The sequence below is a fragment of the Pseudomonas sp. KCJK8993 genome, from assembly GCF_046230915.1.
Lineage (GTDB): Bacteria > Pseudomonadota > Gammaproteobacteria > Pseudomonadales > Pseudomonadaceae > Aquipseudomonas > Aquipseudomonas piscis.
This window is the reverse complement of the sequence record NZ_JBJJLO010000131.1, coordinates 1-17,653: the sequence shown is the minus strand read 5'-3', so window position 1 is coordinate 17,653 and position 17,653 is coordinate 1. Positions and strand designations below refer to the sequence as shown.

Genomic DNA, 17,653 nt, shown 5'->3' with positions numbered 1-17,653 from the left:
CTCGGCGGTGGGCAATACCGACAGTTGCGGCAAGGTCGTGCCCGGCGCCGTTTCCAACGCATCCACCAGGCTGCACAACGCCGCCTGCATGTAAGCCACGACCCGCTCCGGGTCCGCGCCACACACCTGCGCCGTCAGCCGAAAGCCATCACCCCTGTCGTCCACGCTCAAGGCCAACGGATAGTTGGTGCGCTCTTCCCCGGCCAGGGTTTCGATCCCCACCCAGGCGTCACGGGTTTCGTGCATGACGCCATCGCTGGCGCTGTGGCGGTAGTTGAGCATCGCACTGAACAACGGTGAAGGCGCCACTACGCCGCTGCAACGCTGGGCCAGTGCCAGCGAGGCGTGCTCGTGCCCCAGCAGCGCCGACAAGCGGGCGTGAGTGGAGCGCACCCCGGCACGCACGTCCTGGTGATCGAGGCTCACCCGCAACGGCAAGGTGTTGATGAACATGCCCAACGCACGGTCGGCGCCGTGGCCACCCTGCATGCGCCCCATCAGCACGGTGCCGAATACCACATCCGGTTTGCCCGATGCCGCACTCAAGACCCGTGCATAAGCCAGGTGGAACAGGCTGGCGACGCTGACGCCCAGCGTCCGTGCGGCGGCGCGCAGGCGCAGGTTCAGGGCGGCGGGCAGGTCTTGCCCGGTTTCCCTGACGGCATGGCCGTCGCCTTGTACGTCCCGCAGGCCGAACGGCAGGGTCGGCTCATCGATATCGCCGAGCATCTCGCGGAAGAACGCCTCGTGCTCCTGCTCATCCATGCCCAGGCGCACCTGGGCCACATAGTTGCGATACGGCATGGCCGGTGCCGGTGCGGCGGTCGATCCGGCCAGGCTGGCGGCGATTTCGCGGCTGACCACCTCCAGCGCCGTGTGATCCAGCGCCATGTGGTGGAACAACAGCACCGCCACCGTGCGCCCGTTGTGCTCATCCCGGGCGTAGGCCAGGCGCAGCAGCGGCGCCTGGCTGACATCAACGCGGTAATGGCGGGCATCGAAACGCGCGTGCAGTTGGCTCAGCACGTCACCCTCGGCCGGGTCGAGGATCACCTCTTGCAGCGGCAACCGGGCCTGTCGCCACACCACTTGCGCCGGGGTACCGAGGTCTTGCCAGGCAATCGCGGTGCGCAGAATGTCGTGCCGGTCGATCACGCCCTGCAAGGCCTGGGCAAAACGCTGCAGACGTTCGACGCTGTCAAATGCCATTTGCGATTGCAGCAGGTACGGGTCGCCCTGCCCGGCGGTGATGTGGTGGTAGAGAATGCCCTCCTGCAAGGGCGCCAGCGCGTAGATATCCTGCACGTTGGCCACGCCGCCCGGCACTGTGGCGACGATGCGGTCGATGCTCGGCTGATCAAGGTCGATCAACGGCAACAACTGCGGGGTGATGCGGGTGCAATCCGGGGTAATCAGGTTGGCCGGCACGGCCACCTCGCGTCCGCTGCCAACCGCAGCCGCCAACGCGGCGAGTGTCGGCTGGCTGAACAAGACCCGTACATCGGCGCTGAGCTCGACCTGGCGCATCCGTTCGATCAGGCTCACCGCCAGCAACGAATGGCCACCCAGTTCGAAGAAATTGTCGTGGCGCCCCACTTGCTCGACCTTGAGCACATCGGCCCAGATCTGCGCCAGCAGGGTTTCGATCTGGCCCTGGGGCGCTTCGTAGCCACGGCTGAGCAGTGCGTCCTGATCCGGCGCCGGCAAGGCCTTACGGTCAACCTTGCCGTTGTTGGTCAGCGGCAGGCTGTCCAGACGCACATAGGCGGCCGGAACCATGTAGTCCGGCAGCTGGGCATGCAGATAGTCGCGCAGCGCTTCGATGCTGACATTTTCGCGTTCGGTGAAATAAGCCACCAGACGCTTGTGCCCCGGCTCATCCTGACGCGCCAGGACCACCACGTCCTTGACCTGCGGGTGTTCACCCAGGCGTGCTTCGATCTCGCCCAGTTCGATACGGAAGCCGCGAATCTTCACCTGCTGATCGTTACGCCCCAGGTACTGCAAGGTACCGTCGCCACGCCAAGCCACCCGGTCGCCGGTGCGGTACATCAAACCGCCGTCGTTGAACGGGTCAACCAGGAACGCGTGGGCCGTCAGGTCGGCACGGTTCAGATAACCCAGGGCCACGCCCTGCCCGCCGATGTACAGCTCGCCCGCGACCCCCACCGGCACCGGTTGCTGACGGGCATCGAGCACGTAGGCGCGGCTATTGCCGACCGGCTTGCCGATGGGGATGCTGCCCTCATCCGCGCGCTGAATTTCATAGGTGGTCGAGAAAGTGGTGGCTTCGGTCGGGCCATAGCCGTTCAGCAAATGCTGCGGCGCACCGTCTTTGAGCACACGGGCGATCACGCTTGGGTCCAGCACATCACCGCCAACAATCAGGTAGCGCAGTTGCGGGAAGACTGGCAGCAAACCTTCGGCGTACTGATGGAACAGGCCGGCGGTCATCCACAACACGCTGATCGACTGCTCTTGCAGCAAGGTCGCAAAGGCCTCACGGGACAACAGCGTGTCCTGATCGACCACCACCACTGCGCCGCCGTTGAGCAACGGCGCCCACACGTCCAGAGTGCTGGCATCGAACGCCGGGTTGGAAGCGAAGGCCACGCGGTCCTGCGGATTGAACTCGGCATAACCGTTGTTGATCACCAGCCGTGTGATCGCTCGGTGCGGCACCAGCACGCCCTTCGGCGTGCCGGTGGAACCGGAGGTGTACATGATGTAGGCCGCGGTTTCCGATGACTGTTCCAGGGCCGGGTTGTGTTCCGGCTGATTACCAAGATCAAGGGTATCCAGGTCCAGACGGTGGCCCGCCACCTCGGTTGTGCTGGTGGTTAGCACCCAGCGGGCGCCGCTGTCTTCGATCATGAAGGCTTGGCGATCCGTCGGCGCATTCACGTCCAACGGCACATACACTGCCGCGCACTTGCTGATCGCCAACTGGGCCACCAGCAGATCCAGGGAACGCTCCAGCAGGATCGCCACCCGCTCACCCGGCGCGGCGCCGAGGCCCAGCAAGTGGTGGGCCAGGCGGTTGGCCCGCGCGTTCAGTTCTCCATAGCTCAGTGAAACCGCGCCCTGCACCGCCGCCACGGCGTGCGCCCGCGCAACCACTTGAGCTTCAAACACGCCATGCACGGTCTGCGTCGATGGGAAGTCTGTCGCGGTGGTATTGAATGCCAGCAACACCTGATCACGCTCTGCCGTCGGCAGGATGCTCAAACCGTCGATCGGCGCATCCGGAGCCTGCTCCAGCGTCAGCACCAGTTGCTCCAGCGCATTGTGCATGAACCGGCAAACACGCTGCGCGCCCACGGACGCCGGCGTCAGCACGTTGAGGCTGAACGCATCGCCCAACTCATCGACGTTCAAGGCCAGCGGATAGTTGGTGCGCTCCTCGCCGCCGAGCACCTCGATACCGTGCCAGCCTTCCAGGTTTTGTGTATCGGCCGGCTGGCTGTGCCGGTAGTTGAGCAGCGCACTGAACAACGGCGCGGGCGCCGCCACCCCGCTGCAACGCTGGGCCAGCGCCAGTGAGGCATGCTCATGCCCCAGCAACGCGCTCAGGCGTGAGTGAGTGGCTCGCACACTGGCGCGCGCACCTTGCCCGGCCAGGTCGATACGCAGCGGCAAGGTGTTGATGAACATGCCCAGGGCACGCTCGCTGCCCGCGCCGCCTTGCATGCGGCCCATCAGCACGGTGCCGAAGACCACCGTGTCCTGGCCCGAGACGGTCGCCAGCACGTGCGCCCACGCCAGATGGAACAGGCTCGCGGCGCTGACCCCCAGTTGCCGTGATTGCGCCCGCAGGCGCAGGGCCAATGCGGCGTCTACCGCCAGCGAGCGTTCTTCGATGCCGCCGGCGTCGCTCTGTACGTCGTGCAGGCCGAAGGGCAAGGTCGGTGCGTCGATATCGGCCAGTTGTTCGCGGAAGAACGCTTCATGGGCCTGCTCGCTGACGCCCAGGCGCGCCTGCGCCACATAGTTGCGATAGGGCACCGGCTCGCCGAGGGTTTGCTGGCTGCCCGACAGGCTGGCCTGCACCTCGTGGCGCACCACGTCCATGGCCGTGTGGTCCAGGGCCAGGTGATGGAACAGCAAGATCGCCGCGATCCGCTGGTTCGCCGGGTCTTGGGCGTAAACCAGTTGCATCAGGGGCGCCTGGCTCACATCCAGGCGCGTGCGCCGGGCATCAAAGCGCTCGTGCAACTGGCTCAGCACATCCCCGTCGGCCCCATTCAGGGCAATGGCCCGCACCGCCAGCCGGGCGCTGCGCCAGACCACTTGCATCGGCGTGTCCAGGCCCTCCCAGACGATGCTGGTACGCAGGATGTCGTGACGGTCCACCACCGCCTGCAACGCTTGGGCAAACGCGTCCAGACGGCCTTTATCGGCAAAGCTGAAACGCGCCTGCAACAGGTAGGGGTCGCCTTGCCCGGCACTCAGGTGGTGATACAGGATGCCTTCCTGCAACGGCGCCAGCGCGTAGATATCCTGCACATTGGCCACGCCGCCCGGCACGGTGGCGACAATCCGGTCGATGCTCGCCTGGTCAAGGTTCGCCAACGGTAAGTGGGCGGGGGTGATCCGGGTGCAGTCGGCACTGATCAGGTTGGCCGGTACCTCTACTTCATCGGCGTTGCCCAGCTCCCTCGCCAGGCCCGCCAGGGTCGGTTGGCTGAACAGGCTGCGCACGTCGGCTTGCAACCCGGCCTGGCGCATGCGCCCGATCAGGTTGACGGCCAGCAAGGAGTGCCCGCCCAGCTCGAAGAAGTTGTCATGGCGACCGACGCGCTCGACCTTGAGCACCTCGGCCCACAGCGCAGCCAGGGCGACTTCCACCTCGCCTTCGGGGGCCTGATAAGCCTGGCTGAGCACGGCCGATTGATCCGGCTCCGGCAAGGCCTTGCGGTCGAGCTTGCCGTTGGCCGTCAAAGGCAGGTGGTCGAGCCGCACATAGGCGGCCGGGACCATGGCGTCCGGCAGCCGGGCTTGCAGCCAGTCGCGCAGGCTGTCGAGGTCGAGCGCCTGGTACTCGGTGAAGTACGCCACGAGGCGGCCATCCCGGGCCAGCACCACGCCTTCGCGCACGTCCGGGTGCTCGCCCAGGCAGGTTTCGATCTCGCCCAGCTCGATGCGCACGCCGCGGATTTTCACCTGGTCATCGTTGCGGCCCAGGTAGTCGAGCGTGCCGTCTTCCAGCCAACGGGCCAAGTCACCGGTGCGGTACAGGCGCGCCTGCGGGTCGGCGCTGAACGGGTCCTGGATAAAGCGCTCGGCGGTCATCTGGGGTCGGTTGAGGTAACCGCGCGCCACGCCGGCACCGCCGACGTACAACTCGCCCGTGAGGCCCCGCGCAACCGGTTGCAGGTGCTCATCCAGCACATACACCTGAGTGTTGGCGATCGGCCGGCCGATATGCAGGGTCCGGCCCGCGTCTATCCGCCCGGAAGTCGCCACGACCGTGGCTTCGGTCGGGCCATAGTTGTTGACCAGGGTAAAACGCTGCGGCGTGCTGAACTGACGCAGGCGATCACCGCCGATCAGCAGGGTTTTCAGGGTCGGGTGTCCAAGGTGCTGGCTGAACGCGTATTCAGCCACCGGCGTCGGCAGGAAGCTGACGTCCAGCGGCTGCGCGGCCCACCATGAGAGCAATGCATCGATGTCCTCGTGGGCCTGCTGTGCCGGTGGCAAGTGCAGGGTGGCGCCCACGCACAGGGCCGGCCAGATTTCCCAGGCCATGGCGTCAAAGCCGAAACCGGCGACACTGGAGGTATGGCTGCCGGCGTGCAGGTCGAAGGCATCGCAGTGCCAGTTCACCAGGTTTTCCAGGGTGCGATGTTCGACCATCACGCCCTTGGGCAAACCGGTGGAGCCGGAGGTGTAGATCACATAAGCCAGGTTGGTCGGGGTCAAACCGGCCACGCTCGGGTTGCCGCTCGGCTGGTGGTGCCACTGATCGCCGTCCAGCGCGATCACCGGCCTGTCGCTGTCGCCCAGCAAGTCGCGGGTGCCCGACTGGGCCAGAACCACCTGCGGGGCACTGTCCTGCAACAGGTAACCGATGCGTTCCCGCGGGTGGGCCGGGTCGATAGGCACGTAAGCCGCGCCGGCCTTGAGGATCGCCAGCAGGCCCACCAGGGTTTCCAGGCTGCGACGGGCGCAGATGGCGACCCGGTCGTCCGGGCTCACGCCGTGTTCGAGCAGGCTGTGCGCCAACTGGTTGGCACGTCTGTCGAGCTGGCGGTACGTCAGTTGGGCATCGCCCTGGCGTACGGCAATGGCCTCGGGCTGCTGCGCGGCGCGGGCTTCAAACCGCGCGTGAATGGTCTGGCCAACCGGGTATTGCCTGGCGCTGGCGTTCAGCTCCAGCAGCACCCGCTGGCGCTCGCGGGCCGAGAGGATCGGCAGCTGATTCACCGCGAGCTGGGGCGTGTGTTCCAGCGCCGTCACCAGGTTCGCCAGGGCCGTGTGCATAAAGTCGCAAATACGCTCGGCACCGATCTCGTCCACGGCCAGGGCGACCAGCCTGAAGTCATCACCCAGGTCGTCCACGCTGAGGGTCAGCGGGTAGTTGGTACGCTCCTGGGCGGCGAAGAACTCGATGCCCTGCCACGCCCGCTGATCCTGTTGCACCGCGGCAACGGCGCTGTGCCGGTAGTTGAGCAGTGCGTTGAACAGCGGCTGTGGCGCCGCCACCCCGCTGCACCGCTGGGCCAGTGCCAGTGGCGCATGTTCATGGCTCAACAGCGCGGTGAGACGGCCATGGGTCGCCTGCGCCGCGGCGCGCACGCCCTCGGCGCCGACGTCGACGCGCAGAGGCAAGGTATTGATGAACAAGCCCAGGGCCTGTTCAGCCCCCTCGCCACCTTGCAGGCGACCGAGCAGTACCGTGCCGAACACGGCGGTGTCGCTGCTGCACACCGCGCCCAGTACCCGTGCCCACGCCAGGTGGAACAGGCTGGCCGCACTCACCCCCAGTTGGCGGGCTTGGCTGCGCAGACGCTGGCTCAGCTCGGCCTCGAGCGCCAAGACCGACTCGCGCAGCTGGCTGCCATTACCCTGCACGTCGCGAACGCCGAACGGCAGCGTCGGCTCGACGATATCGCCCAACAAGTCGCGGAAGAATGCCTCATGCTCCGCCTCGCTGACACCCAGGCGGGCCTGCGCCACGTAGTTGCGATAAGGCTGTGCAGCGGCCTGCGGCGCGGCCTGCCCTTGCAGGTACCCTTGCACTTCCTGGCGCAGCAGTTCCAGTGCCGTATGGTCCATGATCATATGGTGGAACATCAGCACCGCCAGCCAGCGATCATTCTGCGGGTCGGCAGCGCAAGCGATGCGGATCAGCGGCGCTTCACTGAGGTCCAGGCGGTGATGACGGGTGTCGAAACGCGCCCGCAACTGCTCCTCGATGGCCCCCTGCGCCGGGTCCAGCGTCAAGGTTTGCACCACCAATCGGGCTTCGCGCAGTACCACTTGCAGCGGCTCGGCGAAACCGTCCCAAAGCACGGCGGTGCGCAAGGCATCGTGGCGGTCGATCACCCGTTGCAAGCCCTGGCTGAAGGCATCCAGGCGTTCGCGGCTGCTCAGGCCAATCATGGCCTGCAGCACGTACGGATCGCCCTCGGCAGACTGCAAGTGATGGAACAGGATGCCCGCCTGCAAGGGGGCCAGCGGGTAAATATCTTGCACATTGGCCACGCCACCCGGTACCTGCTCGACGATGCGGTCAAGGGTGGGTTGGTCGAGCGCCACCAGCGGCACCAGGTCGGGGGTAATGCGCTGGCAATCGACGCCGATGCGGTTCGCCGGCACCACCAGGTTGCTTCGCGCACTGCCCAGGGAGGCTGCGAGCGCAGCCAGCGTCGGCTGGCCGAACAACGCCCGCACATCGGTATTCAGGCCCTTCTGGCGCATGCGCCCGATCAGGCTGACCGCCAGCAGCGAGTGGCCGCCCAGTTCGAAGAAGTTGTCGTGACGCCCTACCCGCTCCACGTTCAGCAGCTCGGCCCAGAGCTGGGCCAGGGCGATTTCGGTGTCACCCTGCGGTGCTTCGTATTCATGGCTGCGCAGCGCGGCCATGTCCGGGGCCGGCAGCGCCTTGCGGTCCAGCTTGCCGTTGGGGCTCAGCGGGAACGCGTCCAGGTGCACGAACACCTGCGGCACCATGAACTCCGGCAGTTGCGCAAGCAGGTGGGTGCGCAGCTCGTCAGTGGCCGCCGGCGCGCCGGTGTAGTACGCCACCAGGCGTTTGTCGCCCGGCACGTCTTCGCGGGCCAGCACCGTAGCCTCCAGGATCCGCGGGAACTCGCCCAGGCGCGCCTGGATTTCCCCCAGTTCGATGCGCAAGCCACGGATCTTGACCTGATCGTCGTTACGCCCCAGGTATTCGATATTGCCGTCCGCCAGGAAACGCCCGACGTCACCGGTGCGATACAGCCGGCCTTCGCTGAACGGGTCTTTGAGGAAGCGTTCGGCCGTCAGGTCCGGACGGTTCAGGTAGCCACGGGCGACCTGCACGCCACCGATGTACAGCTCGCCGCTGACGCCCAGCGGCACCGGCTGCAGGTGCGCGTCGAGCACGTACATGCGGGTGTTGGCGATGGCCTTGCCGATCGGGGTGTTGTCCGGGGTCAGCGCACCGCTGCAATCCCAGGCCGTGACGTCCACCGCCGCTTCGGTCGGGCCATACAGGTTGAACAGCTGGCTGCCCGGCAGTTGCTGCTTGAAGCGCCGCACCACGCTGCCCGGCAGCGCCTCGCCGCTGCACATCACCCGCACCAGCCCGGCCGCCTGGCTGACATCGCCATGGGCCAGGAACACGTCAAGCATCGACGGCACAAAGTGCAAGGTGGTGACCTGCTCGGCCTCGATGATATCGCACAGGTATTGCGGGTCTTTGTGCCCGCCCGGGCGCGCCATGACCAGGCGTGCGCCGGTGAACAGCGGCCAGAAGAACTCCCACACCGACACGTCGAAACTGAACGGGGTTTTCTGCAGCACGCTGTCGTCGGCATCGAGGCCGTACTCCTCCTGCATCCACAGCAGGCGGTTGACCACCGCACTGTGTTCGTTGATCACGCCCTTGGGCTTGCCGGTGGAACCTGAGGTATAGATCACGTAAGCCGCATGCTGCGGGGTCAACCCGGCAACCGCCGGGTTGCTTGACGGCAGCTGCTGCCAGTGGGCGTGATCGAGGTTCACCACCGGTACGGCGATGTCGCCGAGCAAGGCACGGGTGGCGGTTTGCACCAGCACTACAGCCGGGGCGCTGTCTTCAAGCATGTAGGCCAGGCGATCCTGCGGATAGGCCGGGTCCAGCGGCACATACGCGCCGCCAGCCTTGAGGATCGCCAGCAGGCCGACCACCATCTCGGCGCTGCGCTCGACACAAATCGCCACCGGCGAATCCGGCTGCACGCCGTGCGCCCGCAGGTGATGGGCCAGGCGGTTGGCCTGGGCGTTCAGCTCGCGGTAGCTCAGGCGCTGGCCGTCGGCCACCACGGCAACCGCGTCGGGGGTGCGTGCAACCTGGGCTTCGAACAGGCCGTGCAGGGTCTGTTGCAGCGGGTAATCGCGGGCGGTGGCGTTGAATTCCAGCAACAGGGTTTCGCGCTCGGCATCGGGCAATACCGGCAGGTGCTGCACGGCGGTATTCGGTGCGTTTTCCAGGGCTTCGACCAGGCTGTGCAAGGCGGTTTGCATGTAAGCCGCCACACGGGCCGCGTCCACGCCCGTGGCCTGTACGCCCAGCTGGAAGCCTTCGCCCTGGTCATCCACCGAAAGCATGCACGGGTAGTTGGTGCGTTCACGCACTTCGAACACTTCGGTGCCGGCCCAGTACTGCGGCCCTTCGCTTTCCAGCAATGGGCTGTGGCGGTAATTGAGGATCGAACTGAACAGCGGCGACGTCGCCGGCACGCCGCTGCAACGTTGCGCCACCACCAGCGGCGCATGCTCGTGACCGAGCAAGGCGGTCAGCCGTCCATGGGTGGCGCGTACCGCCGCACGCACGCCGGCTGTGCCGGCATCCACGCGCAGTGGCAAGGTATTGATGAACAGGCCCAGGGCGCGGTCGGCGCCCTCGCCGCTCTGCAGGCGGCCCAGCAGCACCGTGCCGAAGACCACGTCGTCCCGTCCGCTGACGCTGGCCAGCACGCGGGCCCAGGCCAGGTGGTGCAGGCTGGCGGCGCTGACGCCCAGGTGACGGGCCTGGGCCCGCAGGCGGCGGCACAGGTCCGGGTCCAGGTTCAGGCGCGCTTCCTTGACACCCAGGCCATCGCCCTGCACTTCTTGCAAGCCGAACGGCAACGTTGGCTCGTCAACATCGCCCAGCATCTCGCGGAAGAACGCTTCATGCTGCGCCTGGCTGACGCCCAGCAGGGCCTGGGCCACATAGTTCCGGTACGGCATCGCCGCGCCTAGCTGTGCAAAGTCGCCGTTGCGCCAAGCCTGGACTTCTTCGCTGATGACATCCAGGGCCGTGTGGTCCATGGCGATGTGATGGAACAACAACAGCGCCAGCCAACGCTGATTGGCTTCATCATGGGCGAAGGCCAGGTGCATCAGCGGTGCGCGGCTCAGGTCAAGACGCGTCAGGCGCGGGTCGAAACGCGCGCGCAACTGCTCCAGCACGCTGCCTTGGGCGGTATCGAAATGCAGCTCTTCAAGGGCCAGTTCAGCGTGGCGCAGCACCACTTGCACAGGACGTTCCAGGCCCTCCCACAACACGGCAGTGCGGGTGATGTCGTGACGTTCGACAACCGCTTGCAGGGCCTGGGCAAACGTGTCGAGCTGCTCGCGACTGCCCAGGGTGAATGTGGCTTGCAGCAGGTACGGGTCGCCCTGCTCGGCGGTGATGTGGTGGTAGAGAATGCCCTGCTGCAAAGGTGCCAGGGGGTAGATGTCTTGCACGTTGCGCGCGCCACCGGGCACCCGCGCGACAATCCGCTCGAGCTCGTCCTGGCTCAGTTCGATCAGCGTCAGCATGTCGGCGCGCAACTGCGTACAGTCCGCCGGAATGCGGTTGGCCGGCACCTGGATTTCACTGCCGCCGCCCACCGCAGCCGCCAGTGCTGCCAGGGTCGGCTGGCCGAACAGCACGCGCACGTCGGCGCTCATGCCCAACTGGCGCATGCGCTCGATCAGCTTGACCGCCAGCAACGAGTGGCCACCGAGTTCGAAGAAATTGTCATGGCGGCCCACGCGGGCGACGCCCAGCACCTGGGCCCAGAGATCGGCCAGGGCGGTTTCAGTGGCGCCCTGAGGGGCCGCGTATTCACGGCTGGCAAACGCCTCGACCTCGGGCACCGGCAACGCACGACGGTCCAGCTTGCCGTTGGGCGACAGCGGCAAGCGCTCCATCTGTACATAGGCGGCCGGGATCATATAGTCGGGCAGCAGTGCCTGCAGGTGCGCACGCAGCTCATCGATGCCCGGTATTGCGCGTTCGGCCTTGGCCGTAAAGTAGGCCACCAGGCGCTTGTCGCCCGGGCTGTCCTCACGCACCAGCACCGCGGCATCGCGAATGCCGGCGTACTGGGCCAGGCGCGCTTCAATTTCGCCCAGCTCCACACGAAAGCCGCGGATCTTGATCTGGCCGTCGTTGCGGCCCAGGTAATCAATCTCGCCGTTGGGCTGGTAGCGCCCCAGGTCACCGGTTTTGTACAGGCGCCCGCCCGCCACGAACGGGTCGGCCAGGAAGCGCTCGGCCGTGAGGTCATCACGGTGCAAATAGCCGCGCGCCACGCAGGCGCCGCCGATGTAGATTTCGCCGGCCACGCCCAGGGGGACAGGCTGCAGCTGTTCATCCAGCAGGTAAATGCGGGTGTTGGCCACCGGCACGCCAATGGACGGCAGCACCGGCCATGAGGCGGCATCGCCGTCCAGGGTCAGGGCCGTGGTCACGTGGGATTCGGTCGGGCCATAGTGGTTGTGCAGGCGGCAACCCGGCAGGCGCTGGAACAACGCACGCATCTGCGCGCTGATGCGCAGCTGCTCGCCCGCGGTGATGACATCGCTCAGTGCACAGGCCAGGGCGCCCAGTTCCGGCTCATCGGCCACCGCTTCTGCCAGCGCCTGCAAGGCGATGCACGGCAGGTACAAACGCTGGATGCGCTGCTCGCAGATATGACGGAACAGCTGGCGGAAGTTAAGCCGTACATCACCATGGATCAACGACAGTTCACCCCCGGCACACAGGGTGCTGAAGACTTCCTGGAATGCCACGTCAAAACCCAGCGCCGCAAACTGCAACGTGCGCTGAGCCTCGCGGCCATCCGCCACGGTCTGCGCGATCTGCCACTGCATGAGGTTGACCAGCGGCCCGTGGGGCATGGCCACGCCCTTGGGCTGGCCGGTGGAGCCGGAGGTGTAGATCACGTACGCCAGGGCGTCAGCCCGCAGGCCTTGCACCCGCGGGTTGTGCGCAGGTTGTGCGGCGATGCCGGCCGGGTTGTCCAGGCACAAGGTGGGCACGCCCGCCGCGCCGAAACGCGGCATGAGGGATTGCTGGGTCAAGAGCGCCTTGGGCGCGCTGTCGTGGAGCATGTAGGCCAGGCGTTCGTCCGGATAGGCCGGGTCCAGCGGCACGTAGCCCGCGCCCGCCTTAAGAATCGCCAGCAACCCGGCGACCATTTCCAGGCCGCGTTCGGCGCAGATCGCCACACGATCGTTCACACCGATGCCATCAGCGACCAGGCGATGGGCCATGCGGTTGGCCAGGCTGTTCAATTGGCCGTAGCTCAAGGCCTGCCCTTGGTACGTCAGCGCAGTGGCGTCAGGCTGGCGCAGTACCTGGGCCTCGAACAGCGCATGCACGGTAGCCGTGGCCGGGTACTCGGCGTCGAAGGCGTTGAAGTCGCCCAGCAGCTGTTGCCGTTCGGCATCGGGCAACAACGCCAGGCTGTGCAGGGGTTGGTCCGGCTGGTGCTCGAGTGCGTCGGCAATGGCCTCCAGCACGCGGTGCATGTAACCGCACACGCGCTGCGGGTCGACACCCGTCACCGCCTGCACGCTCAGGCCAAAGGAGTCGCCGAGGTCGTCCACCGACAGCATCAACGGGAAGTTGGTGCGTTCTTCACCGCCGAGCATTTCCACGCCCGCCCACTTCAGGGCTTTGCCCGCGTCTTCGGCCGACTGCGCGCCGACTGCCGCGTGCCGGTAGTTGAGCAAGGCGCTGAACAACGGTGTCGGCGCGGCCACACCGCTGCAACGCTGGGCCAGGGATAACGGCGCGTGTTCGTGGCCGAGCAAGGCGGCCAGCCGCGCGTGGGTGGTTTTCAGCGCGTCTTCCACGCCCTGACCGCCCGCCTCGACACGCAACGGCAGGGTGTTGATGAACATGCCAAAGGCGCGGTCGGCGTCTTCGCCGCTGCTCAAGCGGCCCATCAAGACCGTGCCGAACACCACGTCGCGGCGCCCGGACAAGTGCCCCACCACCTGGCCCCAGGCCAAGTGATGCAGGCTGGCGTTGCTGACCCCCAGGCGCCGTGCCTGGGCGCGCAGGCGCTGGCCCAGTTGCGTGGCCACCGGCAAGTTGGCCTGCTGGATACCCTGGCCATCGCCCTGGACGTCCTGGAGCCCGAACGGCAGGCTCGGTTCATCGACATCGCCGAGCATCTCGCGGAAAAACGCTTCATGGGCGGCCTGGCTGATGCCCAGCCGGGTCTGCGCCACATAATTACGGTACGGCACCGAAGGCGCCAGCTGGTCGGCACGCCCCTGCAGGCAGGCTTCGATTTCCGCGCCAAGCAGCGCCAGCGAGGTGGCATCGTCGATCAGGTGGTGGAACTGCAGCACCGCTACACAGCCCTCACCGCCCGGTTCCTGGGCGAAATGCAACGCCATCATCGGTGCGCGGGTCAGGTCCATGCGGGTGTGACGCGGGTTGAAGCGTTGCGTGAGCTGCGTGGCCAGATCTTCGGCCGAAGGCGCCAGTTGCACCTCCTGCACCGGCAGGTGGGCTTCACGCCAGACCACTTGCACCGGCTCGTCCAGGCCTTGCCAGGCGACCGACGTGCGCAGGATGTCGTGACGGGCGATCACCTGTTGCAGGGCTTCGACGAAATCCGCCAGGCGTGCGCGGCTCTCCATGCGCAGCAGCGCTTGCAGCAGATAGGGGTCGCCCTCGATGCTGGTCTGGTGGTGGAACAGAATGCCTTCCTGCAACGGTACCAGGGCGTAGATGTCCTGCACGTTGGCCACACCGCCGGGGATGCTGGCGACCAGGGTGTCGATTTGAGCCTGGGGCAGTCGGACCAGCGGCAGCATGTCCGGGGTGATGCGTTGGCAGTCGCGGGCAATGACGTTGGCGGGCACCTGCACCTGGTGCCGGTTGCCGGCGGCCGCCGCCAGTGCGGCCAGGGTCGGCTGTCCGAACAGCACGCCCACATCGGCGTTAAGGCCGACCTGGCGCATGCGCTCGATCAACTTCACCGCCAGCAGCGAGTGGCCGCCCAGCTCGAAGAACTGGTCGTGGCGGCCCACCTGCTCGACCCCGAGCAACTCGCTCCACAGCCCCGCCAGGGTGGTTTCCAGTGCACCCTGCGGGGCCTGATATTCACGCCGCGCAAACGCTTCGGCATCCGGCGCCGGCAACGCCTTGCGATCCAGTTTGCCGTTGGTGGTCAACGGCAAGCTGTCCAGCGTGACGAAGGCGTTGGGCACCATGTAATCGGCCAGGGACACCAACAACTGCGTGCGCAACGCGGCGGCTGAAGGCTGGGCACCCTCGGCGGCAATCAGATAGGCCACCAGGCGTTTATCGCCCGGCTCGTCTTCACGCACCACCACCACCGCTTCACGCACGCCGTCGCAGGCCGCCAGACGGGCTTCGATTTCACCCAGTTCAATACGGAAACCGCGGATCTTGACCTGGTCGTCGTTACGCCCCAGGTAGTCGATGCTGCCATCCGCCTGCCACCGCCCCAGGTCGCCGGTGCGGTACATGCGCGCACCGGGCGTGGGGTCGAAGGGATCGTGCAGAAAGCGCTCGGCGTTGAGTTCAGGGCGGTTCAGGTAGCCACGGGCCACGCCCGCGCCACCCACGTACAGCTCCCCTTCGACACCGTGTGGCACCGGCCGGCCCTGGGCGTCGAGGACGTACAGGCGCAGGTCCGGAATGCGCCCGCCGATGGGGCTGGTACCGACCAGTTGCGCATCCGCCGCTGCCAACGCGCGGTAGGTGACGTGCACGGTGGTTTCAGTGATGCCGTACATGTTCACCAGTTGCGTGCCGCTGTTGGCCATGCGCGCATACCAGGGCTTGAGCATCGCAGGCTCGAGGGCTTCGCCACCAAAAATCACCTGGCGCAGGGAGTGCTTCAACGCACTCTGGCCCTGAGCGGCGATCAGTGAGCGAAAGGCGCTCGGCGTCTGGTTGAGGATGGTGACGCCCGCGCTGCACAGCAGCGCGTAGCATTCGTCCGGCGAGCGGCTGGTGACTTGCGGCACCACCAGCAGTTGGCCGCCGTGAATCAGCGCACCCCAGATTTCCCACACGGAGAAATCGAAGGCGAAGGAGTGGAACAAGGCCCACACGTCCTGATGGTTGAAACTGAACCAGGCATCGGTGGCGGTAAAGAGCCGCGTGACGTTAGCGTGTTCGATCATCACGCCCTTGGGCAAACCGGTGGAGCCCGAGGTGTAGATCACATAGGCCAGGCTGGCCGCGGTGAGGCCTGCAATGTGCGGGTCCTGTACCGATTCCTGGTGCAGGCTCGTCGCGTCCAGATCAATCACCGGTACCGCGAGTTCGGCCACCAGTGCCTGGGTCGCCGCCTGCACCAGCACCGCTACCGGGGCGCTGTCCTGCAAGGTGTAACTGATGCGCTCCTGGGGATACGCCGGGTCGATCGGCACATAACCGGCGCCGGCCTTGAGGATGCCCAGCAGCCCGACGATCATTTCCAGGCCGCGCTCAACGCAGATCGCCACCCGGTCATCCGGGCGCACACCCAGGCTTAACAGACGGTGCGCCACCCGGTTCGCGCGACGGTTCAATTCGGCGTAGCTCAAGCGCTGCTCGTGGAACACCACGGCGGTCGCATCGGGTCGTGAAGCCGCCTGGGCTTCAAACAACCCATGCAGGGTGGCATCGCTGGCCGGCGTACTGGAGCCGGCGTTCCACTGTTGCAACAGTGCGCGATCGCGCTCGGTGGTCAGTGAGAAGTCATTCACCGCCAGCGCGGCATTCTCCAGCGCTTGCTCCAGCACGTGGGTGAAGCGCTCCGCCAGGCATTCGATTTCCTCGGCATTGAAATACGCTTCGTTATAGACGTAATGGGCCCATGCCTTGTCTTTCAGGTTGCTCGCACGCAGGTGAAAAGCCAGGGGCATCTGCTCGTGGCTGTTGGTGACCTTGACCGAGTCGCCCAGCCCTTGGGCGAACTGGTACCGATGGTCGTCCTGTTCGTAGGACAAGGTCACATCGAACAGCTGCCCGCCTTCGTTGCGCAGGTTCAAGCCACTCAAGGGGAAACGCTGGTGCCGGTAATCCTGCTTGAGCCCGTCGCGCACGGCACAGATCACCTCGCCAAAAGTCAGCTCGCGACCGAGGCTGAAGCGCACCGCGCTGACCTGGGTAAACATGCCAACGGTGCCTTTGAACTTGCCCGTGCGGTTGAGCAAGGGCAGGCCCACCACCCATTCATCGCGCTGCGTCACGCGGGTGAAATAGACATACATGGCCGCCAGCAGCACATTATAGGTCGAGGCCTGGAAGTCTTTGGCCAGCTCCCCCATGCGCTCATGCAAAGCCACCGGGAACGGCCGTGCGTAATGCCGGCCCGGGGCCTTGCCCTTGGCGAATTGGTTGTGATGGCGCGCCGTGAACAGCGGCTCCGGCAGGCTCTGGTACTTCGCCTGCCAGTATTCACGGTCCTTGGCATAGCGCGCCGACTCACGGTAGCGCAGGTCGTCGTGGATGAAATCCTCGTAGGACGTGGCTTCCATATCCGGCTGCCGCGCCTCGAGCAGGTCGCTGTATAGCGCGCCAAGCGATTGCAGCATCTCACCGAAGGCCCAGCCATCGAGGATGATGTGGTGGGCCTGGTTGATCGACCAGTAATGGGCGTCGGCCAGTTTGATCAGGAAAAACCGGCACAGCGGCGCCTCGGTCATGGGGAATGCCCGCGCCATGTGTTCTTCAACGAAGGCCATGGCCGTGCCGACGGGATCGGCCTGGGTGGAGAAATCCAGAAATGGCACGTCGACCTTGATCGCCGGCACGAACGCCTGCAACGGCACGCCGTCGGCATCCGTCTCGTCAACCAGGGCGAGGCGCAGGGCATCGTGCTTGTCCACCATCAACTGCACGGCACGCTGCATCACTTCGGGGACGATCGGCCCTTGGATCTCCAGGTAGTTGCCGATGTTGTACAGCGGCGAATCGCCCTGGCTGATCTGGTCGAGCCAGATGGCTTTTTGCGCGGCGGTCAGCGGGAAGGTTTGCGGCTTCATACGATCACCTGCGCCACAGCGGCAACAACGAGTTTGGAAAGGAGTTTTTTCGCGACAAGGTCGCCCATGGCCACTGCAGAAAAACGGTTCATAAAAGCCTTCTCAGAGTTTTGTCAGTGCCACCTGGGTCACAGCGCAGCAGCGAGGGAAGTTGAGGCGAAAAAATTGTTGAAAACGCCAACTCATA

General features: G+C 65.9%; 1 protein-coding gene. It reads right to left on the bottom strand.

The genetic code is table 11. The features are described from left to right. A partial coding sequence (locus tag ACK6AU_RS27895) for an amino acid adenylation domain-containing protein (RefSeq protein ID WP_409302746.1) occupies positions 1–17,466 on the bottom strand: 17,466 nt, incomplete at its 3' end. Positions 17,467–17,653 lie beyond the last annotated feature (187 nt).